General features: G+C 39.9%; 16 protein-coding genes. 9 read left to right on the top strand and 7 right to left on the bottom strand.

Annotated elements, in window-relative coordinates; translation table 11 throughout:
• Position 1 precedes the first annotated feature (1 nt).
• Positions 2 to 1270, bottom strand: a complete 1269-nt coding sequence (gene murA, locus CVT14_RS01790; RefSeq protein ID WP_107849547.1) for a UDP-N-acetylglucosamine 1-carboxyvinyltransferase — start codon at positions 1268 to 1270, stop codon at positions 2 to 4.
• A 138-nt stretch (positions 1271 to 1408) separates the two neighbouring features.
• Here murA and CVT14_RS01785 point away from each other — a divergent pair, with 138 nt between their 5' ends.
• From CVT14_RS01785 to CVT14_RS01770, 4 genes are read left to right on the top strand one after another with little or no spacing between them, the layout of a single operon-like run.
• Positions 1409 to 2089 carry an NlpC/P60 family protein gene (locus tag CVT14_RS01785; RefSeq protein WP_002939441.1) on the top strand — a complete coding sequence of 227 codons (681 nt, stop codon included), beginning with the start codon at positions 1409 to 1411 and terminating at the stop codon, positions 2087 to 2089.
• Positions 2073 to 2648: a rhomboid family intramembrane serine protease gene (locus tag CVT14_RS01780; RefSeq protein WP_021089154.1), complete on the top strand. Its 576-nt coding sequence runs from the start codon at positions 2073 to 2075 to the stop codon at positions 2646 to 2648. The genes CVT14_RS01785 and CVT14_RS01780 overlap by 17 nt, the downstream gene beginning before the upstream one ends.
• Positions 2635 to 3447 carry a ferritin-like domain-containing protein gene (locus CVT14_RS01775; RefSeq protein ID WP_021089142.1) on the top strand — a complete coding sequence of 271 codons (813 nt, stop codon included), beginning with the start codon at positions 2635 to 2637 and terminating at the stop codon, positions 3445 to 3447. Before CVT14_RS01780 ends, CVT14_RS01775 begins: the two co-directional genes overlap by 14 nt.
• Positions 3444 to 3941, top strand: coding sequence for a SixA phosphatase family protein (locus tag CVT14_RS01770; protein ID WP_107849546.1), 498 nt, complete (start codon positions 3444 to 3446; stop codon positions 3939 to 3941). The genes CVT14_RS01775 and CVT14_RS01770 overlap by 4 nt, the downstream gene beginning before the upstream one ends.
• Positions 3942 to 4872: 931 nt before the next feature.
• On the opposite strand, the gene CVT14_RS10785 is transcribed toward CVT14_RS01770, so the two are convergent.
• From CVT14_RS10785 to CVT14_RS01745, 6 genes are read right to left on the bottom strand one after another with little or no spacing between them, the layout of a single operon-like run.
• Positions 4873 to 5178, bottom strand: coding sequence for a hypothetical protein (locus tag CVT14_RS10785; RefSeq protein WP_234403103.1), 306 nt, complete (start codon positions 5176 to 5178; stop codon positions 4873 to 4875).
• 3 nt (positions 5179 to 5181) lie between these two features.
• Positions 5182 to 5364, bottom strand: coding sequence for a hypothetical protein (locus CVT14_RS10780; protein ID WP_234403102.1), 183 nt, complete (start codon positions 5362 to 5364; stop codon positions 5182 to 5184).
• Positions 5365 to 5368: 4 nt separating this feature from the next.
• A complete protein-coding gene (locus CVT14_RS01760; protein WP_107849545.1) occupies positions 5369 to 6715 on the bottom strand; it encodes a TolC family protein in 1347 nt (448 codons plus the stop codon).
• Between the two features lies 1 nt (position 6716).
• Positions 6717 to 8645: a MacB family efflux pump subunit gene (locus CVT14_RS01755; protein WP_107849544.1), complete on the bottom strand. Its 1929-nt coding sequence runs from the start codon at positions 8643 to 8645 to the stop codon at positions 6717 to 6719.
• Complete coding sequence (locus tag CVT14_RS01750) at positions 8646 to 9842, bottom strand: efflux RND transporter periplasmic adaptor subunit (protein ID WP_107849543.1); 1197 nt, start codon at positions 9840 to 9842, stop codon at positions 8646 to 8648. It lies immediately after the preceding gene.
• A gap of 54 nt (positions 9843 to 9896) precedes the next feature.
• Positions 9897 to 11930: an ATP-dependent helicase gene (locus CVT14_RS01745; protein ID WP_107849542.1), complete on the bottom strand. Its 2034-nt coding sequence runs from the start codon at positions 11928 to 11930 to the stop codon at positions 9897 to 9899.
• Between the two features lie 65 nt (positions 11931 to 11995).
• Between CVT14_RS01745 and pbpC the strand changes: the two genes are divergently transcribed.
• The 5 genes from pbpC to CVT14_RS01720 all read left to right on the top strand — a co-directional run bounded on the left by pbpC (position 11996) and on the right by CVT14_RS01720 (position 23663).
• On the top strand, positions 11996 to 14164 hold the full coding sequence (pbpC, locus tag CVT14_RS01740) for a penicillin-binding protein 1C (RefSeq protein WP_107849541.1): 2169 nt from the start codon (positions 11996 to 11998) through the stop codon (positions 14162 to 14164).
• A gap of 1 nt (position 14165) precedes the next feature.
• On the top strand, positions 14166 to 19289 hold the full coding sequence (locus tag CVT14_RS01735; protein ID WP_107849540.1) for an alpha-2-macroglobulin family protein: 5124 nt from the start codon (positions 14166 to 14168) through the stop codon (positions 19287 to 19289).
• A gap of 119 nt (positions 19290 to 19408) precedes the next feature.
• Positions 19409 to 22033, top strand: a complete 2625-nt coding sequence (locus tag CVT14_RS01730) for a valine--tRNA ligase (RefSeq protein WP_107849539.1) — start codon at positions 19409 to 19411, stop codon at positions 22031 to 22033.
• Positions 22033 to 22989: a methionine ABC transporter ATP-binding protein gene (locus tag CVT14_RS01725; protein WP_107849538.1), complete on the top strand. Its 957-nt coding sequence runs from the start codon at positions 22033 to 22035 to the stop codon at positions 22987 to 22989. Before CVT14_RS01730 ends, CVT14_RS01725 begins: the two co-directional genes overlap by 1 nt.
• The gene (locus tag CVT14_RS01720) at positions 22989 to 23663 is read left to right on the top strand and encodes a methionine ABC transporter permease (protein WP_021084643.1); all 675 of its coding nucleotides are present in this window, start codon (positions 22989 to 22991) and stop codon (positions 23661 to 23663) included. Before CVT14_RS01725 ends, CVT14_RS01720 begins: the two co-directional genes overlap by 1 nt.
• Positions 23664 to 23876 lie beyond the last annotated feature (213 nt).

The following is a 23876-nucleotide window of genomic DNA, read 5'->3' as shown; positions in this document are numbered from 1 at the left end:
TTTACTCCTCAAGCCTAACAATTTTTGCCCCAAGGCTTTTAAATTTCTCCTCCAGCCTCTCATAACCTCTATCAAGGTGGTAAATTCTATGCACCAAGCTCTCGCCATTTGCGATAAGAGCGGCTAGTATCAGCGCTGAGCTTGCTCTAAGGTCAGTCGCCATGACATCAGCTGCATTTAAATTTGCAGGAGCATAAACGCTTGCTATGTGACCATTTAGGCGGATGTCAGCGCCCATTCTAGCTAGCTCACTAACGTGCATAAAGCGGTTTTCAAAAAGCCTCTCATCTATCGTGCTAACGCCATTTGCTGCAAGACAAAGCGCCATAAACTGAGCTTGCATATCGGTTGGAAAGCCTGGATACTCAGTCGTTCTTATCTCAACTGGTTTTATCTCATTTGTCGGTAAAATCGTGATCTTATCGCCATCGATCTCAATGCCAAAGCCCATCTCTTCAAATTTATTTAAAATGGCTGTCATGTGCGCAGCATTTGCTCTTGTGACTGAAATTTTGCTATTTGTGATAGCTCCAGCGCAAAGGTATGTGCCAGCCTCGATCCTATCTGGGATGACCTCGATATCGCAAATTTCAAGTAGCTTTTGACCGCTGCCAGTTATCTTTAGCTCGCTCGTGCCTATGCCTTCGATCTTGACACCACTTTTTGCCAAAATTTCACAAATTTGCACCACTTCGGGCTCAAGTGCGACGTTAAAAAGCTCTGTCGTGCCGTGCGCTAGAGCCGCTGCCATGATGATGTTTTCGCTGCCAGTTACGGTGATCTTGTCAAAAACGATCTTTGCGCCTTTTAGACCATTTGGTGCGGTTGCGACGACGTAACCTTGCTTTATCTCGATATTTGCGCCCATTTTCTCAAGTGCACTTAGGTGCAGATCAATAGGTCTTTGTCCGATCGCACAGCCTCCAGGAAGGCTCACCTCGCAGTGTCCAAAGCGCGCTAGAAGCGGGCCAAGCGTCAATATAGAAGCGCGCATCTTTCTAACGATGTCGTAGTTTGCTTTGGTCGAATTTACGCTGCTAGTGTCGATACATAGTGAGTTTTCATCTTTAAATTCACACTTTGCTCCAAGATTAACAAGCAACTGGCAAAGCGTCTTTATGTCAGCGACATTTGGGATATTTGTTAAATTTATCTTATTCTTAGCAAGTAGGGTTAGGGCGATGATAGGTAGGGCGGCATTTTTAGCTCCGCTGATCTTTACTTCGCCGCTTAATTTGGCATTGCCTTCTATTTTTAGATAGTGCATCATTATTTTTTGCCTTAAGAAAATATATTTTTTGCCGATTATATTGTTTTTAAACTTAGAGTAAAGAAAACAGGGCGCTATTTTCGCTTTATTTACATTTAAGAGTTAAAATTACGAAAATTAATTATTTTGGATAAAAATATGTTAAGTTTAATAAATAAAAGAATATTTTTTGCACTCTGCATTGCGCTTTTTACAGGTTGTTCTTTCACCTCAAATGAGCCTAAAATCCCACAAAATGACTACAATCAAACCGCCTCTACAAACGAAGACTTTAGCAGACAAACTTCAAGTGAGCTTTTAGACGAAGATGACGGCAGAGCCGATAAAGAATTTGGTTCATTTTTTAAAAAATACTTAAACACTAGAGCAGGGGGCGACTGCTCAGGCTTTGTATCTATCGTAAATGCAAAATATAAAAATATGTATTTTGATGAAAAAACTATCAATAACTACTACAGCAAGGGCGGCAGAAAGTCAAAAGCCATCTACAACTTCTATGAAAGCCAAAATTTGATCACTCATAAAAATCCCAAAAAAGGCGATCTTATCTTTTTTTCAAACACCCTTGGCAAAGGCATACAAAAAAATAAAGACAAGAAAAACGTCACTCACGTTGGCATCGTAACTGCCATACTCCCGGACGAGACGGTGAAATTTATCCACAACTCTGGCGGCAGGATCATCCACAGCTATATGAATTTAAAACAAAAAAACACACATCTAAAAGGCGATAAAGAGATAAATAGCTACGTTGTAAGGTGCTCAAACGCTAGCTGCCTAGCGGCAAACAGATTTGCTGGGTATGGCAAAGCTAAGTAGCCCAGCTACATTTGCGCTTATCCTTTTAAATTTAGCTGCATTTTTTAGCCTCACCTTTCTGCATTCGCGTGAGCTATGGCTCGCGCTTGGTTTAAATATCTATTTTTTAGAAAAACTCTATATATTTCAGCCCCTCACATCTATCTTTATACACGCAGGCGCAGGTCACTTGCTCATGAATATGATCTTTTTATATCAAGTTGGCACGATGAGCGAGCTATATCTTGGTACGAAGAAATTTATCATTTTTTATATCGTTGGCGGCGTTTTGACGCAAATTTTAAGCTTTATTTATATATATTTTGCATTTGAAAATGAGAAATTTATAAATTTAGTCGGTGCAAGCGGCGCTTTGTGTATGCTCTTTGGCATGCTGGCGACCTCGATGCTTTACTCAGACAAAAAGGCGTGGTTTGGCTACTTTGCCATCGTTGTTGCCATGAGCTTTTTGCCGCTACTTATGGGCATAAATGTCGCATGGTACGCGCACTTTATAGGCTGGGGCATTGGCTGTTTGTATGCTAAATTTTACTTAAAGAGAGCAGATGAGATTTTTTGATGAGATCTGGGACATTTTAAACGAGGGCGACGTGGAGCTTAAATTTTTAAAATTTGAGCTGTTTTACGAGAAATTTAGATCAAATTTAGATATTTGTTTTGATGAAATTTCTGCGCCAAATGAGCTAACTATCCCGAGCTACGCTAAATTTTGCGACGTCGTTAGCATGAAAGAGCTAAACAAAAAGGTAAAGCCAAAAGATAAAAACCTAAATTTCATCCACTCAGTCGCTCACATCGAATTTAGCGCTATCGACATCGCGCTTGATGCTTGTTATAGATTTAGAGGGCTGCCAAGGGAGTTTTACGAGGACTGGCTGGAGGTGGCTGAGGATGAGATCAGGCACTTTTGCATGATAGAAAATTTACTCACAAAACAAGGCGGCAGATACGGCGAGCTAAGCGTGCATGACGGCCTTTTTATCGCACTTCAAAAGACTTCAGATAGGCTTACTAGCCGCATGGCACTGCTACCAAGATATATGGAGGCAAACGGCCTTGACGCAAACGCTCACATCATTAAAAGGCTAGAAGGCGAGGGTGGGCAAGAGGAGCTCATTGAGTGCCTAAAAGTTATCTTAAAAGAGGAAGTTTCTCACGTTTATAAGGGCGATAAATGGTTTAAATTTGCCTGCAAAAAAGAGGGCGTCGATGAGAAAAGCTACTTTGACATCATATTAAATTTATATCCAAATTCATTTAAAAGCATTAGAGAGATCAACGAGAAAGACCGCTTAAAGGCAGGTTTTAGCGAGGAAGAGCTTAGTTGGATAAAGAATTTCTCAAAGGAGAGATCATGAGCAAAATTTACTTCATAAGGCATGCAAAAGCAGTTGATGAGAACAAAGACGGCGCAAAAGACGCTTCAAGAGAGCTTAGCCCAAAAGGAAAAGAGGACGCTAAATTTATGGCTAGCAGGCTAAAAATGTATGACGTGATGCCAGGAGCTATCTTTTCAAGCAGCGCTAAAAGATGCGAGCAAACAGCAAAAATCATCGCTAAAACTTTAAAATTTAAAGAAAAATCCATAGAGATAAAAGACGAGCTTTATGACATAAGCTTTGAGGATCTTTTGGAGTTTGTAAGAAATTTAGACAAAAATTTAGATGAAATTTTCATCATCACGCACAATCCAAGTGTAACTGAAATTTGCGAATATCTAAGTGACTCATCGATCGATAATATCCCAACTTCAGGCATTTTTTGCATTGAGTTTGAGTCTGAATTTAAAGAGCTAAAAGAGGGCAGTGCAAAAGCTCTCTTTTTTGATCACCCAAAGAAACATCAGAAATAAGTTTTATTGAAAATCCGCAAATTTATTCACTGCAATTTGACAGGCGCAAAGGATATCTACTTATTTTATTTTTCAAATGCAAGTTTTACTTTTGAACCAAAAAACATTTTCTACTCAAATTTAAAATTTATCACTTTTAAAATTTATCACTCTTAAAAATTTAACCATTTCAAGTTCAAATCACCAAGCATAAAAGCAAATTTAAAATCAACCATAATTGCAATGCTAAAATATGACAAAAGGTAAAATGCAAGATATTTTATATATTTTGTATTGAAAACTGTAATTTTCAAATTGATATTTTAAAATCTTTATTCCGCTCTTTTGAAAGTTTTAAATGACTATATTTGGCTAGGTTTTGCATTTTATCTTTTGTGTGATCTAAATTTATCCATTAAATTTGGTGTAAAAAAATTTGTAAGAAAATGAGTTAAATTTTACACTTTTCAAAAATTGTGAAATTTGCATTTATCTTATATATAACTTAAGATTTAATCTACACTATTTTGAAAAATTGAGTAAGAGCTATCTTTGGAGTTTGTGGTTTTTGCTTTTAAACGCAGAGCACCGATCTTGCAAAAGCCGCGATAAATGTAAATAAAGTGGCTTACTTGAGCTGGCACTTTGGAGACAAATTTAATCCAAAGCTATTTTTTCTAAAAAGCTAATAAGGCGATCTTATGCATATAAAATTTAAGAGCAGCATAAAATAGAATAAATGCGTGGATATCTGTTTTTGTGCGCCAAATATTGATCTTACGTGTTAAATTTTGAAGCAATGGGCTAAATTTAGCAATCAAAAGCAACTATAAAATCAAAATTTATGTAAACTTTTAAAGTTGAGCGATCTTGCGTGCTAAATTTAATATCTAGTAGTTAAATTTACTATAAAAGCACGCCTGAAAACTATTTTTAAAGCTAAAGTGCGTAATTAAAATTTATCGTCAAAGAGTGTGCGGATGTCTAGTGTGTAGTTTTTTGGCATAAAGATCGGTGAGTCTAAAATTTCAAGCAAGCCATCATCAAATGAGAGAAATTCCACTACTCTTTTGCGATTGTTGTCAGTTTTTATGCTCATATCAGCTAAGCGCACTACCTTTATGATCTGCATTTTATCTGCTGTCCATTCAGAAAAAGCTAGAAATTTAGAGTCATCTGAAAACAAAAAGCAAGCAGTCGCTCTTTCGCTAAGTAAAATTTGATCGGCACTGCCATATTCAGCTAAATTTTGATCCAAATTTTATAGTCTTTTTTCGTGGTTTGAAGGCTCATTTTTTAAATTTAGACAGTGCTCGCTATTTATAAAAAGCCTTAGCTCTCCAAGGGTTGGAGCGCCCATAGCGACCTCACAGCCTTCAAATTTGGCGCTAAATTTGCCATCACTGCTACACGCATTTGCCTCGTAGTCCCAAGCCGAGCTCATAAATTTACCTATTAAATTTGCCTGCCATGGCTTTGTAGATATTTAGCTCATCTTGTAAAAGCGTGTATTTTGCTTTTAGTAGCCCTATTTTGGCCTCTAGCTCACTATTTTTAGCCTCTAAAAACTCTTTTAGCTCAACCTTGCCGTAGGAGTATTTTAGCTCGTAAATTTTTGAAATTTCCTCGTAGTTTTTTATCTGCTCTTGATAGTTTGCAAGCAGTGCTTCGTCGTTAAGGTAGCCTTTGTAAAATGCGTCTATCTCGTTTAATGCGCTATTTAGAGTGCTTATGTAGTTTAGCTTTGCAAGCTCGAAATTTGCCTCACTTACTTTTAAATTTGACTTTAGCTTGTGGTAGTTTAAAAATGGCAAATTCAAAGCGATGTTGCCATTTAGAAATTTAAGACTGAAAGCTTCCTCTTTTTTGTTGGTGCTGCTTTTGAGGCTAGCTCCTAGCGTGATGCTTGGATAAAACTCTTTTTGGCTCGCTTTGTAGTTTAAGATGCCCTCTTCTATGCGGTAAATGGCCGCTCTTAGATCAGGTCGGTTTGCTATGGCGCTTGTTGGCACATCTAGATCAACGCCCACTCTTTTAACGGGACTTAGCATGAGGCCTTCAAATTTAAGCTCAAATTCTGGCCTCTCATTTAGCAATATCCTAAGCGTTTTTTTAGCACTAACTAGCTCTTTTTTGGCGCTTTCTATCTTATTTTGAGCGCTTAGTTGCTGTGAGTTTATCTGTTTTAGGCTTAGCGCCTCCTCTTTGCCAAGCTTAAATTTAAGCCCAACTATCTCATTTAGCTTGTTATAAATTTCTAAAATTTGCTCATAAGTTTTTATGCTTTCATTTAGATATAAAATTTGAAAATAAGCGTCTGCTACGGAGTTTATGACGCTTAGTTTGCTAGCCTCCAAGTCAAATTTAGTAGCATCCGCTTCAAACATCGCCGCGTCTTTGCTGTTTGCTAGCTTTTGCCAAAGATCAAGCTCGTAGCTAAGCCCTATGCTTGAGCCAAAACTTCTAGTGACCGCGCCGCCCTCTTTTATGTTTTTGCTACTTGTTGCCTCGATGCCAGCGTTAAAGCTAGGGATCAAATTTGCCTGCAAAACGCCAGCTTGAGCGAGCGCTTTATTTACATTTATCGCGGCTTTTGCAAGGTCGGTGTTGTTTTTAAGTGCAAGTTCTACAAGCTCATTAAGGTAGCTTTGCTGATACTGCTTCCACCAAGAAGTGTCTAAATTTAGCTCACGGCTTGCATTATCTTCAAGTAAAATTTGCTTATATTTTTCATCTATATTTTTAACAGCGCAGCCGCTTAAAACAAGCACTAAAGCTAGGTTTAGAAATTTCATATTACTCCCTTGAAAGCGCATCTATTGGGTTTAGTTTTGAGGCATTTTTGGCAGGCATGTAGCCAAAGATGATGCCAATAGCCATCGACGTGACAAGTGCAAGCACGATCGAGCCGTTTGAAAAGATCATACTAAAGCCGTTTAAGAAGTTGTTAAAGATGTAGCCGATAGCGTAGGATAGGACGATGCCGATGGCTCCGCCGATAAGGCAAAGTAGCACCGCCTCTATCAAAAACTGCTGCAAGATGTTGCTCTGTCTAGCTCCGATCGCCATTTTTATGCCTATCTCTTTGGTGCGCTCGGTGACTGAGACTAGCATGATGTTCATGACGCCTATGCCACCAACTACGAGCGAGACGACGGCGATGCTTGAGATGAGCAGGCGCATGGTCGAGATGGTCTCTTCGATCGTTTGCTTGATGCTGTCTGAGTTTCTTGTAAAAAAGTCCTTTTTGCCGTGCTTGATCTCTAAAAGCTCAGTTAGTGTTTTTTCAGCGATTTGCGCATTGACGCCCTCATTTACTTTGGCGGTGACCGAGCTTATAAATTTATCTCCTGTGACCTTGTTTAGCACGGTCGTGTATGGAGCGTAAATTTTAAGCGTGCTTGAGTCGCCCATCTTAAAATCATCCTTTTGCAAAACGCCGATAATGCGAAGTGGCTTTTTGTTAAAAAGTATGATCTTGCCGATAGGATCATCATTTTTAAAGATGCTATTTTTGGTGTTTTGATCGATTAGTGCGACTGAAGCTGAGTTTACAACCTCGTCATCATCGTAAATTCTGCCCTCTTCTAGCTTTAGCCCATTTACGTCAAAGCTCCCTACTCCACCGCCTTTTAGGCTCGCACTTAGCGAGATATTTTCATAAGTTAGCACGCCTGAAGTGCTTGTATTTGGCGTGACAGAGTCTAGAAAGGACTGCTTGGCAAGCATGTTTGCATCGCTTATGGAGAGCGTTTTTACCTTGCCTGAGAGCATATCGCCAAAGCCTTTGCCAGGCATGATGTCGATCGTGTTTGTGCCGATCTTTCTGATACCAGCTAAAATTTGCTCCTGTGAGCCTTTGCCAAGGGCAACGACGCTAATGACCGCTGTAATGCCAATGATAATGCCAAGCATCGTCAAAAGCGATCTTAGTTTGTGCGCTAGCATCGCATTTACCGACATTTTAAAGCTCTCTATGAGCTGGTCTTTATAGTAGGTAAATTTACTCTTTTCTGGCTGAGTTTGCTTGCTGGTTTCATAAATTTCGCTATTTTTGACATTGTCACTTACGATGTTGCCATCTTTTATCTCGATCACACGGCTTGCATACTCTGCGATCTTTGGGTCGTGCGTGACGATGATGATAGTGTGGCCTTTTTTGTAAAGATCGACTAAAATTTCCATCACCCTAAGCCCACTTTTGCTATCAAGCGCGCCAGTTGGCTCGTCTGCCAAGATGATCTCGCCGCCATTCATCAGCGCCCTTGCTATGGAGACCCTTTGCTGCTGTCCGCCTGAAAGTTTATTTGGTAAATTTTTCGCTTTTTCGCTAAGTCCAAGTGAGCCAAGAAGCTCATTAGCTCTTTTTTCTCGCTCGCTCTTGTTTGCCCCTGCGTAGATGCTAGGCAGCGCTACGTTTTCAAGGGCGTTCATCGTGCTAAGCAGGTTATATCTTTGAAATATAAAGCCAAATTTATCTCGCCTAAGCTTGGCAAGTGCGTCGCTATCAAATTTTGATATGTCTTTTCCATCTAACAGGTACTGCCCGCCACTTGGGCTGTCTAAGCAACCAAGGATGTTCATTAGGGTTGATTTACCAGAGCCAGACTGACCGATGATGGCTATAAATTCACCCTTTTTTATCTCTAAATTTATGCCATGCAAGATCTCTATCTCATTGTCACCTAGCTTAAAGCTTTTAGTGATGTTTTTTAGGCTTATCACTTAAAACTTCTTATGTTCTTTTGCGATCATCTTAGCGATCTCGCTTGATGAGCCTTGAGATGTGATGATCTCATCGCCCTCGTTTATGCCGCTGATGATCTGCGTGTCGAGGTTATCTTTTATGCCAGTTTTGACCGCTGTTTTTACTGGCTTGCCATCTTTTAGTACATAGACAAAAGTGCCATTTTCATCTTTTTTGATGCCGATGCTTGGCACGATGATGGCGCCCTCGACGTTTGCTATTAAAAGCTCGTTTTGTGTGGTCATGCCTATTCTTAAAATTCCATCTTTATTATCAACGATACTTTGCGCGTAATAATAGACCGCCGAGCTGCTACTTGAGCTACTTGAGTATGAAGACTTACTGCTGCTACTTGAGCCGTAGCTGCCGTCACTTAGTGTAGTAAGCCCCGGGTCGATCGAGCTAACAGTCGTTTGAAATTTCTTCGTTGGCTCAGAGAGGATCGAGTACTCAACTGGCGTGCCGACTTTGATCTTTGTGATGTCGCCCTCTGCTATTTGCATCTTCATTTTAACTCGGCTAAGATCAGCGATATTTACGATAGTTGGCGTAGTTTGGTTGGCATTTACAGTCTGACCCTCCTCGACCTGCACGCTTACAACAGTGCCATCTCTTGGCGCGGTGATCTTTGTGTAGCCTAAATTTATCTTAGCTGTGCTTAGCTCGATATTTGTCTGCTTGATCTGCGCTTCAAGCTCCTTTATCTTGGCGCTATTTGCACTATATGTGTTTTTTGCGGTTTCAAATTCTTGCTTTGAGGTGGCGTTTTTAGAAAAGAGTGCGTTTTCTCTATCAAACTGCGTTTTAGCGATATTTAGAGCCACTTTTGCGCTTTCTAGCTGGGCTTTGTAGATGGCAAGCTGTGCTTCTTTATTGTCTATGCTATTTTGCTGGGTCGAGCTATCGATACTTGCGATCATATCGCCCTTTTTTACCTGATCTCCAAGCTTAACGTATAACTTTTTTATCTGACCGCTCACCTGAGCTCCCACGTCGATTAGCTCGGTGGCGAAAATTTCTCCAGTCGCATCGACTTTTTTACTGAATGAACCTTTCTTTGCCTTTTTGGTGATAAATTCCACCTTTTCATCTTTTATCTTAAAAAAATTATCATAGATAAAATATCCACCGACGCCTAAAATAAGCAGGATTATTAAAATTTTAGATTTTTTCATCGCTTCTCTTTGTAAAAAATTGGTCAATTTTACTTAATAAGATTAAAATTCTCTTTAAACTTCCTCTTTTGCCATGCCAGCCTCTATCAAAAACCTACTTGGTTGATAATTTACTTTCTTTATTTTGTCGTATTTTGCGTAGCTAAGATAGAGTTCGTCTTTAGCCCTAGTTACTGCTACGTAAAAGAGCCGCCTCTCCTCTTCTAGGCTGCCGCCCATGCTCATTAGCTTTAAATTTGGAAAGCGGTTTTGCGCGAGATCGACTATGAAAACTTGGTCAAATTCAAGCCCCTTGCTCGCATGCACGCTAAGCAAGCTAACGCCCTGCCCTTCGCTCATCTCGTTGCTGCCAAGGGCTAAGAAGTTATAAAATTTACTGATATCTTGATACTTTTTAGCTAGCTCGCTTAGCACCACGCTCTTTGCCATTATGCGCTCTTTGACCTCTTCTTTGAGCGCCAGATCAACGTTTCCGTTTTTTAGAGTTGCCCTTTTTGTGCTGATGTTTTCAACGATTAGTGAGTAAATTTTACTAGTTTTTATCTCATTTATCATCGTGGCTGGCTTTGAGATATTTCTCATGCCTCTTAAAAAGTTGTAAATTTCATATAAAAACTGCGCCCCACTCTCGCTTAGCTTTTGTAGTTTTAGCACAGAGTGACCTAGAAATTTATCGCTAAAGCCAAGCTTAGAAAACCTTGAAACTTCGGCAAATTCGTCAAGGTCGTCAAAAAGGCCAAGCTGGTAGTTTCGCCTTTTGTTTGATGAGATATTTACGCTATCATCTGGCTCAACTATCCCTTTTATCAAATTTCCATGTCCAAGCTTAAGTAGCGCGTCAAAAATTTCTTTGCTAACTGCGCTGCCAACGCCCTTTGCGTATTCGCAGATGTGGATAAATGCCATTATGTCTTTTGGATTGACATAAATTCCCATGATGTCGATGAGTGCCTTGATCTCGCGGCTCTCAAAAAAGCTCACCCCACCCTTTCGCTTTGAGCCGATGCCTCGCTCTTTTAGCGCGACCTCGATGCCATCGGCTGATGAGTTATTTCTAAAAATTATGGCGATATTTTCTCTATTAAATGGCGAAAATGAGATGATATCGGCGATGTTTTGATACTGATCAAAAAGCTCGTTATAGACAAGCAGCCTTGGCGGCTTGAAATTTCCCTCGCGACTAACTGTTAGGTGCTTTTCATAAAGTCTTGGGTTGTTGTTTATGACCTTGTTTGCAAGTGCAAGTATGCTTGAGCTTGAGCGGTAATTTACATTTAAAGCGTAGATATTTGCGTTTGGAAAGCGATCTTTAAATGAGCCAATGATCTCGATGTTTGCGCCGTTAAATGCATAAATGCTCTGGTCAAAATCGCCCACACAAAAGAGGCTCTTTGTCTTAAATGCGTCTATGAGGCTGCCTTGAAGCGTGTTTGTATCTTGATACTCGTCGATCAAAATTTCATCATAAGCTAAATTTGCCCCATTTTTTAGCTCGTCGCGCATTTTTATGAGAAGGTCGTTAAAGTCAGCGTAAGAAAATTTAGCCTTTTCAGCCTCAAACTCCTCTAGTACGTCTTCATAAATTTCAGCATAAACGCCCTGCTCTTCGCTTTTCTCGCTTATCCATTTGCCAAAAGTAGTGCCCTGCTCGCTGTTTTGAAAGAGCGAATAAAGATCGTATAGATAAGCCCCGCCGTAAGGCTTAACGTCGCTTAAATGGTAAAATTTTCGCCTCTCAACAAGACTTTTTAAAAGCGTCTTTAGCTCGCTTGGTTGCTTTAGCGTGACGCCTTTATCAAGGCTTTTTAAAAGCGAAAATGAGACCGAGTGAAAAGTGCCTGCGGTGATTTTAGAGGTGATTTGTTTATCAAAATATCTGTTTAGTCGCTCTATCATCTCGCTGGCTGCTTTGTTGGTGAAAGTTAGAAGCAAAATTTTCTCAGGCTTTACGCCTAAATTCAAAAGATGAGCGATGCGAGCGACTATGGTGCTAGTCTTGCCAGTGCCAGCTGAGGCGATGATGAGATTGTGTCCAAATGGCGCAGTTGCGGCGGTGTATTGTTCTTTGTTTAACCTAGATAAGGGCATTGTTTCCTCTTTTTTAAAAAGGCCTAATTATAGCTACTTAAACTTTAACAGCTATAATCACGCCGATGAAAAAGTTTAAATTTCTAAAATTCCTTGCCATATTTTTGGCTCTATTGGTCGCTATTTTTTTGATACTGGATCAAATTTATCCACTAAATTTAGACGCGCTCAAAAAAGACGAAGCTAAAATTTTGCTTGATAAAAATGGCGAGATCATAAATATGAAGCTTAGTAGCGATGGAATTTGGAGATTTCACGAGCAAAGCTTCCCAAATTCGCTAAAACAATGCGTCGTGCTCTTTGAAGATAGATATTTTTACTACCATTTTGGCGTAAATTTTGCCTCCATTTTTAGAGCATTTTTCCACAACCTAAGAAGTGACAACCGCATAGGTGCTAGCACTATCACGATGCAAGTGGCAAGAATGCTTGAGCCAAGTGATAGGAGCTATAAAAATAAGATAAAAGAAATTTTTAGAGCATTTCAGCTTGAACTTCACTTTAGCAAGGATGAAATTTTAAATTTATACCTAAATTTAGCCCCATATGGCGGCAATATCGAGGGAGCAAAGGCGGCGAGCTTCTTTTACTTTGGCAAGGAGCTAAACGAGCTTAGCTACGCTCAGGCAGCACTTTTAAGCACGATCCCTAAAAATCCAAATAAAAATAGACTTGACCGCGTCTCAAACATAAACGCACTAAAAAACAGGGTTATAAAGATGCTTTATAAGGCAAATTTAATCGACCTTAGTGCCTTTAAAAGAGCTCAAGCTGAGCCATTTAAAAATGTAAGGATAAGAGCTGTCGTAAATGCAGGCGACTATGCAAATGTCGCTTTTAAAAACCAAATCGCAAAGGCAAGTTTGGATCTAAATTTGCAAAAAGATATGCTTAAAATTTTAAAAGATGCGATGTTTTCGCTAAAGGCTAAAAATGCAAACAACGCCGCAGCCGTGGTCATCGACAATAAAAAAATGAGCGTTGTTGCATTTATCGGCTCGCACGATGAGCGCGCACGTGATGGCAAAAACTCAGCCCTAAATATGAAGCGAAACACCGGCAGCACGCTAAAGCCTTTTATTTACTCTCTTGCGCTTGATAGTGGTCTCATCACGCCAAACTCACAGCTAATAGATACGCAAATTTATGTAAATGAATATGTGCCAAAAAACTTTAGTAACGACTTTTTGGGGCTTGTAAGCGCAAAAGACGCTCTAAATTTTAGCCTAAATATCCCAGTTATAAATTTAGACTTAAAGCTAAAAGATAACTCGCTTTATGAGCTGCTTGAAAAGGTAAATTTAGTTGATGAAAACAAGGAATTTTACGGCTCTTCGATAGTTTTAGGTAGTGCTGAGATGAGCCTGCTTGATCTTGCGCATCTTTATACGATATACGCAAATGAGGGCGTTTATAGGCCGCTTGAGTTTGCTGGCAAAAACTACAAAAATGAAGATAAAAACATAACCCTCATCTCGCCTCAAAGCGCCTATCTAACTGCTAAAATGATGAGCGAGGCCTCAAGATCGTATCTAAAAAACGCTTGGCAATACGCGCAAAACACGCCAAAAATAGCCTTTAAAACTGGCACTAGCGCAAACTCACGCGATCTTTACGCCATAGGAGTTGATGAGGACTATACAATAGCCGTCTGGGTGGGCAACTTTAACGCCGAAAAAACTGACAAACTAACTGGGCTAAATGACGTTTCAAAGATCGTTTTTGATATATTTAAACTTATCGCTCAAAAAAGAAATTTAAGCTTTATGAGCGAGCCAGAGGGCATTGAGAAAGTGCCAACCTGCCTTGATGCTTTTAGCTATGAAACGTGCAAAAAAACGGCGCTTGATGATATGATAGTTGGAGTTAAACTGCAAGATAAGTGCGAGAGTTTAAGAGGCGAGGAGCTTGAGTTTTTGATAAAAAATGGCTTTTTAGACAAAGACGAGGTCAAAAATAGCCCTTGCGCTGAAGTTTTCAAAGACAAAAAGCCAGTTTTTGCCTATCCGTATGACGGCGAAGAGATCGTGACAGATGAAAATGTAACACAAATTATGCTAAAATGCTACGCGTTTTTAGGTGATGAAATTTACCTGAAAGTGGATGATTTGAACTTTTCTAAGATAGAAAATGCAAGCGAAAAAAGGCTAGATCTAACTCTTGGCGAGCACACTTTAAAATGCCTTGATCAAAACTCAAATCAAAGTGAAATAACAATAAAACTAAGGAGATAAAATGCAGCAAAAAGCGCTACTTCTAGCACTTTTAGGAGCAATAAATTTATATGCTTTAAGTCTAAATGGCAGTGTCGAGGTAAAGTCGCCTTTAAGCGTGGAATTTGGACTAGAAGATGATGTTAGTAAAAATCTCATAGGCACGCTAAGCGAGAAAAAACTCATCTCATGCGAGCCAGCGCTAAGTGGCACGGTGAAATTTAACGCTCAAAGTCTTACGCTCTTTACAAAAGATATGCACGCAGGCGTAGAGTATAGCTGTAAGCTAGAAAATGGCAGCAGCGCTAGCTTTGAGACGAAAGAATTTGCGCTTGAGAAGATAGAAAAGCTCACTGATAGCAAATTTATCCTTAAATTTAATGACGAAGTTAGTGACGAGCTTATGAAAAAAATAGCCGTAAAAGGTGCAAGCTTTAATGCCTTGCAGCTCTCTCAAAACAGCTTTGAGCTTGATCTTGATAAAAATATAAGCGAGCCTACTTTTGAGTTTGGAGAAAATTTTGAGAGTAAATTTGGCGCTAAGCTTGCAGGCGATAGCGTAGTGAAATTTAGTGAGCAAGCAAGCAGTGAGAGCGTAAATATAAATGCTGAGGCAAATAGCTTTGAGATAGCTAAAATCTATCCAACTAGCCTTGATAACGGCATCTTGGCCTTTAGAATTTATCTAAAAGAGTGGCTAAGCGATGATAATAATCTAAAGAAATTTATAAAGATAAAAGGCATAAAAAGCTTTAGCATAAGCGACGTGGCATATAAAAATGATGATGAGAACGGCGCGCCAAATTCTGAACTTGAGGGGTATGATTATTACATCGATATCACAAGCGATGAGTTTAAGCCACAAAATAGCTATGAGATCACGATAAAACCGGGCTTTGGAGATGATAGAAATGTCGTAAGAGAGGCCAAAACCTACGAGGTGGTCGCTAGCAACTTCACTCCATTTGCAAATTTCACAAACGAAGAGCCTTACATCTCAAGCGTGGGCGAGATCGGCATTAGAAGCGCAAATTTACCTGAGCTAAATGTAAGCGTTGAAAAGTTAAGCGATCAAAATTTTAGATACTTTTTAAATTTCAACGACAATAGCGAAGATCTAAGCAATTTTAGCTCAAAAGTAGCAAGCAAAAGCTACAAGCTAGAGGGTGCATTAAACGAAATTTCACTAAGTAAGATCAAGCTTGACTTTGCAGGAGCAGGAGATGGCGTCTATAAGATAAGCTTAAACTACGGCAAAGATAAGAGCGTCTCAAAGGTCGTCTATCTAAGCGACATCGCCATAAATGCAAAGCTTGGCAAGGATGAAATTTTCGTCTTTGCAAACCGCCTTGGCGAAAACACAATGCTACCAAATGCAAATGTAAAAATTTATGGAAAAAGAAACGAAGAGATTGCAGTTGGCGCGACAAATGACGTCGGCATCTTTAAATTTAACAAAAAAGATATCTACAAAGAGGTCTCATCGATCGTCGTCTCACTTGGCAAGGAGCAAAATTTCCTCATCATAAAAGATGGCGAAGCGCTAAATGAGGCAAAGCTCATCAGTCAAAATCCAAGCGAGAGCATCGATGCTTACACGCATTTTGCCTCAAATATCATAAGACCAAACGAGAGCCTAAAAGGGGCTATCTATCTAAGAGATAGGAACTTTAACCCGCTTAAAAATATGCCAGTTAAGATCAAATTTATCGATCCACAAGGCAAAAGTAGCGCCCAGATCACGCAAAATACAAATGATGTCGGCATGATAAATTTTGAAAAAGAAATTTTAAGCGATCTAAGCGGTAGATTTAACATGCAGATAATCTACGCTAGCAAGGTGATAGCAAGCGTGCCATTTTACGTCGAGAGCTTCGTGCCAAACAAGATAAAAAATGACATAGCCATAGACGCGGATAAATTCTTTTCAAATGAACTAGTAAAGGTAAATTTGACAAGCAGCTATCTCTTTGGCGGAGCAGCTAGCGACCTAGCTGGCAGCATGCAGGTTAGCTTCTTTGATGATGAGTATAAAAATAGCGAATTTAAAGAGTATAAATTTAAAAACGACACCCTAAAAGCGGCTGCCTATCCAAGCATAGAAAATGATCTAACTCTTTCAAAAGATGGCAAATCAAGCCAGATGATAGATCTTGGCTTTAACACCAAAAACGCACCTTCTATCATAAAAGGTGTCATAAATTTCAACGTAAATGACGATGGCAAAAACGTAAGTGACGCGAAAAGCTTTACACTCTATCCTTATAAAGATATGGTTGGCATCGCTGCTAGCACGGCATTTGCTGATCCAAACGAAGATGTAAAGATAAGAACAGTCGTCGTTGATATGCCAAGCCAAAAGGCAGTGAAGTCAAATTTGAAATTTGATATAAAACGTGTCTCATGGCAGTATCAAAGGGACGCAAATGGCTATATAAAATGGATCCAAACGCTTGAAGATGTGGATAGTTTTTATAAAAATAGTGGCGAGTTTAGCTATAAATTTACGCAAAGTGGCTCATACGTCATCACTGCTACAAATTTAGTAAGTGGCGCGAGCACGAGCCTAGACATCGATGTAAGCGGCTATAACTACTCAACACTAGCGCCTACAAAAGAGCTTAGCAAGTCTCAGATAAAGCTAAACAAAAGCGTCTATAAAAAAGGCGACGAGCTAAGCGCAGACATAAGCTCAGCTATAAAAGAAGGCATCGCGCTTGTCACGCTTGAAGACGCAGGCGTCAAAGCCTACAAGGTCGTCAAGATCAAAAACAACTCAGCAAACGTTAAATTTAAGCTAGACTTTGACTTTAACGGCCTTTATGTGAGTGCAAATATCTACCGCATGACTGACGCTGGGCTAACTCCGTTTAGAACATACGGCAAGGTCTATGCAAACGGCGATAAATCTTCAAGGAAGATAGAGCTTAGCTTAGAAGCACCAAAAAGCGCAAAGAGCGATGAAAATATCAAAATTTCACTAAAAACAAAGCCAAAAGCTTATGTGAATTTATTTATCACAGATGTTGGCGTGCTTGATATCACTTCGCAAAAGCCAGCCGATCCGCTTAAGTTTTTTGACAAAATTTTACCTGATGGCGTTTTTGACTATGACATCTATAATATGCTCACAAACTACAAGGTCGAGGGTAAAACGCTAAGCTTTGGTGGTGATGCCGCGGCGATGGCTGTGGCGGCAAAAATGGCAAAACACGCAAGCCCAGTTGATAGCAAAAATGTAAAAACTTATGCAAATTTAGTGAGTCTTCAAGCAGACGACAAAGGCGAAATTTCATACGAGTTTAAAACGCCAAATGGCTTTAACGGCGCCATTAGAGTAGATGCTGTGGCAAATGACGCAACTGCAATGAACGCCGTAAATAGCGAGATAAAAGTAAAAGATGATGTGATCATTAAGCCAAGCGCTTTGATCTATCTTTTAAAAGGCGATGAGCTAAGCGCAAACTTAAGGCTTATAAATACGACAAATGCCGACAAAAACCTTACTATAAATGTAGCATCAAGTAAAAATTTAAACATCAAAACGCAAGAAAATGCTAACCTTAAGCCGTTTGAAAACAAGGCATTTGTGCTTAAAATTTCAGCCCTTGAAACAGGTGCTGGCGAATACAATGTCACAATAAGCGACAAAAATGGCTCAAAAACGCTTCAAAATTTACTAGACGTCGTTAGCCCTTATACGATCAGCACCTACGCAAAGAGCAGCGTCTTTGACAAAGAGAGTAAAATTTCACTACCAAAAGGCTATCACGATGTGAGCGTTGATGCCTCAAGCTCGGTCTCAAGCGTGCTTTTAGCAGCTTCTAAAAATTTAGTAGAGTATCCTTACGGATGTGCGGAGCAAAGAAGCTCAAGACTGCTTGCACTTTTAAATTTAAAAACAAAAGATGAGCTTGAAAAAAGCGACCAAAAGAGATTTATCGTTAGTGGCATAGATGAGCTAGTCAAGATGCAAAAGCCAGATGGTAGCTTTGGCTACTGGAGCGATCTAGGCGAGACAAATGCATTTGCAAGCATCTTTGCAACTGATGTTTTACTTGATCTTAGCGAGGCTGGATATGAGGTAAGCAAAGGCGTCAAACAAAATGCGCTAAACTCTCTCTTAAAATACGCAAATAACGACCTTGAGGCACTTTACGCTCTTTATGTAAGCTCACGTGCAAATATGGCTGATAGATCGATCTTAAATAAAATTTACGACGACAAAGCCTACAATAAAACAGCACTAAGTAAATACCTAATGGCAGCAGCTCTGAAGCTAAACGGCCTAAATGACGAGGCAAAGGTCGCGCTAAAAGATATCAAAAATGCTAAAACAAGCGAAGAAAATGCATCTGATTTTAGCTCAAAAGTAAGAGATAACGCCTTTATCTTATACTTGCACGCAAAATACTTTGAGAAAGACGACTACTCAGACGACCTTGCAAATTTCTTAATCACAAATTTAAATGAGCTTAGCTCAACGCAGGAGCGTGCATTTACGCTAAGAGCACTAAATGCATACTTTGGCAAAGGTAACGGCGAGAAAAATAACAAATTTAAGCTTAGCTACAACGGCGAAAGTAAAGAATTTGACGGTCTTTTAAGCACCTCTTTTACTACAAAAAATGGCGAATTTAGCATCGCTCCACTAGGCTCAAACAAACTTTATGCGACTATCTTAAGCTACGCTTACTTGCCGCTTGATATTAGGCATAAGATCGAGCCAAAAGAGCTTGACATCTACCGCGTCTTTGTCGATGAAAAAGGCAAAGAGCTAGATCTTAACAGCCTAAAAGTAAATGACGTCATCTACTCAAAAGTGGTGATAAGCTCAAAAACAATGGTCAGAAACGGCGTGATAAACGAGATCGTAAGCAGTTGCTTTGAGCCGATAAATGAAAATTTAAGCAACTTTAGCAAGAGCTTAAAAAACAGCTTGCAAGTTGAGTATAAGAGCATAAAAGATGACCGCGTGCTAAGCTTTTACACGCTTGGTAGCGACGAAAAAGACGCCGTGCTTTACACACCTTATAGAGTAAGACTTGGTGGCAAGTGCTCGCTTGGTGCAGTTACAACTGAAAATATGTATAACGAAAGACAAAACGACTACGACCTAGCCGTGAGAAGCTTTAACGTTAAATAGCTATTTAAACTCTGGGGCGTTTAACCGCCCCAAGCCCATATTTCCCCACTTTTGCAAAGATTTTTTTAAACAAATTTTAGATAACATTAAGCATTTTTTAAACGAAAGAGGATACAAAAGTGGCAGAATTTTACAATGCAAAAGAGATAGAAGATAAATTTTATAAAATTTGGGAAGAACGCGGATATTTCGAGATAGACGCAAACAAAGATATCCAAAAAGATGGACGTAAATTTTGCATTATGATGCCACCTCCAAACGTGACTGGCTCGCTTCACATCGGACACGCCCTAACCTTCACACTTCAAGATATCATGACTCGCTACAAGAGGATGGACGGTTACAAGACACTTTGGCAGCCAGGACTTGACCACGCTGGTATTGCTACTCAAAACGTCGTTGAAAAGCAGCTTTTAGCTCAAGGGATCAAGAAAGAAGAGCTTGGACGTGAGAAATTTGTAGAAAAAGTGTGGGAGTGGAAAGAAAAAAGCGGCGGCATGATCGTCCATCAGATGCGAAAGCTTGGCATCACTCCAGCTTGGTCACGCCAGAGATTTACTATGGATGAGGGCTTAAGAAGAGCTGTGAAAAAAGCCTTTGTAAATTTATACGACAAAGGGCTAATAGTCCAGAAAAACTACATGATAAACTGGTGTACGCATGATGGCGCACTCTCTGACATAGAGGTCGAGCACAAAGAAAACAAAGGCAAGCTTTATCATTTGAGATACTACTTTGCAGACAAGCCAAGCGAATTTGTTGTTGTTGCGACTACTCGTCCTGAAACTTACTTTGGCGACACTGCCGTAATGGTAAATCCAAACGACGAGCGCTATAAAAATTTAATCGGCAAAAAAGTGGTACTACCTATCATAAATAGAGAGATCGAGATCATTGCAGACGAGCACGTTGATATGGAGTTTGGAACAGGCCTTGTTAAGGTCACACCTGCGCACGATCAAAACGACTACGAGGTCGGCAAAAAACACAACCTTGAATTTATTACCGTGTTTGACGAAAAAGGCATCTTAAACGACAAGTGCGATAAATTTGCAGGACTTGAGAGGCTTGAGGCTAGAGATATCGTCGTGGCCGAGCTTGAAAAACTTGGCAATGTTGAAAAGATAGAAGATTACGAAAATCAAGTAGGTTACTGCTACCGCTGCAAAAACGTCGTCGAGCCATACATCTCAAAGCAGTGGTTTGTCAAAAAAGAGATCGCGGACGAAGCGATACAAAAGGTCTCAGAGGGTCTTGCTAAATTTTACCCGCCGCACTGGATAAACAGCTTTAACGCGTGGATGAGAGAGCTAAGAGACTGGTGTATCTCACGCCAGCTTTGGTGGGGACATCAAATTCCAGTATTTTACTGCGATGATTGCGGTCATATGTGGGCTGACGAGGACGAGCCATGCGAGTGCAAAAAGTGCAAAAGTAAAAACATCCACCAAGACCCAGACGTGCTAGATACGTGGTTTAGCTCTGGTCTTTGGCCATTTAGCACACTTGGCTGGGGTAATGAAAATGAACTAAAAAATGAAAAATGGTTTGAAGGCGACTTGGCTGAGTTTTATCCAAATAACCTTCTTATAACTGGCTTTGATATATTATTTTTCTGGGTTGCTAGGATGATGTTTCAGGGTGAAAACGCCCTTGGCAAGCTGCCATTTGACGACATCTACCTGCACGCGCTTGTAAAAGATGAGTTTGGCAGAAAGATGAGCAAAAGCCTTGGCAATGTCATCGACCCACTTGATAGCATAAATGAGTATAGCGCCGATATCTTGCGCTTTACACTAACGCTTCTAGCCGTTCAAGGACGCGATATCAAGCTAAGCGACGCTAAGATGAAACAGGTAAGAAATTTCACCAACAAGCTTTATAACGCGAGCAAATACCTCATGCTAAATGAGAGCAAATTTGCAAATTTAGAGGATATCAAGCTTCAAACAAAGCTTGGAATTTATATGAATAGCCGCTTTAACGAGTGCGTGAGAGAGGTGCGCGAAAACATCGACGCCTACCGCTTCAATGACGCTGCAAACACACTTTACAAATTCCTTTGGGATGAGTTTTGTGACTGGGGCATCGAGCTTAGCAAGGCTGACAAAGCGAGCGTAAAAGAGCTTGGAAGTATATTTAAAGAGGCGATGAAACTGCTAAATCCTTTCATGCCGTTTCTCTCAGAGTATCTATTTCAAGAGCTTAGTGGCACACAGCTTGAAAATGCAAAATCAATAATGGTTATGAGCTATCCAGAGATAAAAGAGCGAAATTTAGAGGTTGAGAAGAAATTTGAGCTAGTTATCGAAGCGATCGTGGCTATTCGCCGTGCAAAAGCGACTATCGATCTTGGCAACTCAAAGATAGCAAAAGCCTTTGTTAAATTTAACGAAAAAATAGATCTTGACGAGGTTAAAGAGTATATTAAACTGCTTGCAAAATGCGAAGAGATCGGCTTTGTAGATGAAAAAATCGAAAATTCAATAAGAGATGTGAGCGAAAATTTAGAGGCATTTATCCCGCTTGAAGGGCTTGATATGAGCGGTATCATCACAAGGCTAAGCTCTCAAAAGACAAAGCTTGAAAAAGAGATAGCCAAACTCTCAGGCATGCTAAATAACCAAAATTTCGTGGCAAACGCACCAAAAGAGGTCATAGAGACGAACAAAGAGGCATTAGAGAGCGCTGAGGCTAAATTTAAAAAAGTATGCGAAGAGTTAGAAGCTCTTGGAGAAAAATAGTGATAAAAATAGAAAATTTAACCAAATTTTACGGTGATACGCAGATCCTTTTTGATGTAAATTTAGAGGTTAAAAAGGGTGAAATTTTTGCTATCGTGGGACACAGCGGTGCTGGTAAATCAACGCTTTTAAGGTGCATAAACGGGCTTGAAAACTATCAAGGTGGCAGCCTAAAAGTCTTTGATAAAGAGATAAAAAATTTAGACGAGACGCAGCAGAGACATTTAAGGCGAGATGTTGGGATGATATTTCAGCATTTTGCTTTGATGGCTAGAAAAAACGTCTTTGAAAACGTCGCTACTCCGCTTAAATTTTGGGGTTATAAAAGCGATGAAACCGAGAAAAGAGTGAGAGAGCTTTTAAATTTAGTCGGTCTTGAAAGCAAGGCAAAAAGCTATCCAAGCGAGCTAAGCGGCGGTCAAAAGCAGCGTGTGGCAATCGCCAGAGCGCTTGCTTTAAATCCTAAAATTTTACTAAGCGACGAGGCAACTTCAGCTCTTGATCCAAACACGACAAATCAAATTTTAGAGCTGCTTGAAAAGATAAACAAAGAGCTAGACATCAGCGTCGTTATCGTCACGCACGAGATGGAGGTTGTAAAATCAATCGCAAAACGTGCGATCTTGCTAGAAGGCGGCAAGATCATAGGCTCTGGAAGCATCGAAGAGCTATTTTTAAAGCCAGATGAGAAGATGAAAGAGTTTTTGGGCGAAGTTGAAATTTTGCCAAGCACTGGCACAAATATCAGGCTATTTTTCCCAAAAGAAGTGGCTCAAAATAGCGTGATCACGCACATGGCAAGAAGCCTAAATATCGACTTTAACATAGTCTGGGGCAAGCTTGAAAAGCTAAACGACAACGTCCTTGGCTCGCTCGTCATAAATATAGATGAAAAAGATAAAGAAAACGTGCTTAATTATATCAAGCAAAGTGGCGTTTTGTGGGAGGTTGCTTGATGTTTGGTATTGATTTTTCTAAATTTCCAGATGTTTTTTCTAGGATACTTTTGCCAGCTATCGGCGAGACGCTATATATGAGCATAGTCTCTACCCTGCTCGCCTTTGCCATAGGCCTCATACCTGCGGTTTTGCTCATCCTTTCAGACAAAGACGGACTAAAGCCAAACAAGCAGCTTTATTTTGTGCTTGATATCGTTATAAACGTGCTTAGAAGCTTTCCATTTATCATTTTGATCATCGTGCTCTTTCCGGTCACAAAAATGATCGTAGGCACGAGTATCGGCACCACAGCTGCGATCGTTCCGCTAACTATTGGCGCGGCTCCGTTTGTGGCAAGGCTCATTGAAAATGCCCTAAAAGAGGTTGATAAAGGCATCATCGAAGCTGCTCAAAGCTTTGGTAGCTCGAAATTTCAGATCATCTTTCGCGTGATGTTTATAGAGGCACTTCCTGGCATCATCTCGGCATTTACACTAACGCTTATCGTAAATATCGGCTTTTCAGCGATGGCTGGTGCAGTTGGCGGTGGCGGACTAGGATCTGTCGCTATAAACTACGGATATCAGAGATTTCGCCCAGATATCATGCTCTACACCGTGGTTATTCTTATCATAATGGTTCAAATTTTTCAAGTTTTAGGCAACTATCTCTATAAAATTTCAAAAAAATAAGGTCACATTTTTTATCTGATTTTAAGCTTTTTTCTTTAAAATTGCCAAATTAATTTTAGCTGAAAGGACAAAAGATGAAATCAGATATGTGCCAGATGTGCCGCCTACTAAAAAACGCGTCGTCGAAAGACTAATCTCTAAGCACAGAATTTCTTTTTAAGTGCTTAGAAATAGCTTAAGCGCTTAAAAAGAAATTTAACCTTCTAGCTTAAA

It is taken from the genome of Campylobacter concisus (assembly GCF_003048445.1).
In the GTDB taxonomy this organism is placed as follows: Bacteria; Campylobacterota; Campylobacteria; order Campylobacterales; family Campylobacteraceae; genus Campylobacter_A; species Campylobacter_A concisus_BF.
The sequence above is the reverse complement of the archived record's forward strand: the minus strand, read 5'-3'. Positions and strand labels throughout refer to the sequence as shown.

What these genes read in the sequence shown, in the direction of transcription:
- murA (WP_107849547.1), bottom strand. Translation starts at nt 1,270, where the DNA reads ATGATGCACTATCTAAAAATAGAAGGCAATGCCAAATTAAGCGGCGAA.
- CVT14_RS01785 (WP_002939441.1), top strand. Translation starts at nt 1,409, where the DNA reads ATGTTAAGTTTAATAAATAAAAGAATATTTTTTGCACTCTGCATTGCG.
- CVT14_RS01780 (WP_021089154.1), top strand. Translation starts at nt 2,073, where the DNA reads ATGGCAAAGCTAAGTAGCCCAGCTACATTTGCGCTTATCCTTTTAAAT.
- CVT14_RS01775 (WP_021089142.1), top strand. Translation starts at nt 2,635, where the DNA reads ATGAGATTTTTTGATGAGATCTGGGACATTTTAAACGAGGGCGACGTG.
- CVT14_RS01770 (WP_107849546.1), top strand. Translation starts at nt 3,444, where the DNA reads ATGAGCAAAATTTACTTCATAAGGCATGCAAAAGCAGTTGATGAGAAC.
- CVT14_RS10780 (WP_234403102.1), bottom strand. Translation starts at nt 5,364, where the DNA reads ATGAGCTCGGCTTGGGACTACGAGGCAAATGCGTGTAGCAGTGATGGC.
- CVT14_RS01760 (WP_107849545.1), bottom strand. Translation starts at nt 6,715, where the DNA reads ATGAAATTTCTAAACCTAGCTTTAGTGCTTGTTTTAAGCGGCTGCGCT.
- CVT14_RS01750 (WP_107849543.1), bottom strand. Translation starts at nt 9,842, where the DNA reads ATGAAAAAATCTAAAATTTTAATAATCCTGCTTATTTTAGGCGTCGGT.
- CVT14_RS01745 (WP_107849542.1), bottom strand. Translation starts at nt 11,930, where the DNA reads ATGCCCTTATCTAGGTTAAACAAAGAACAATACACCGCCGCAACTGCG.
- pbpC (WP_107849541.1), top strand. Translation starts at nt 11,996, where the DNA reads ATGAAAAAGTTTAAATTTCTAAAATTCCTTGCCATATTTTTGGCTCTA.
- CVT14_RS01735 (WP_107849540.1), top strand. Translation starts at nt 14,166, where the DNA reads ATGCAGCAAAAAGCGCTACTTCTAGCACTTTTAGGAGCAATAAATTTA.
- CVT14_RS01720 (WP_021084643.1), top strand. Translation starts at nt 22,989, where the DNA reads ATGTTTGGTATTGATTTTTCTAAATTTCCAGATGTTTTTTCTAGGATA.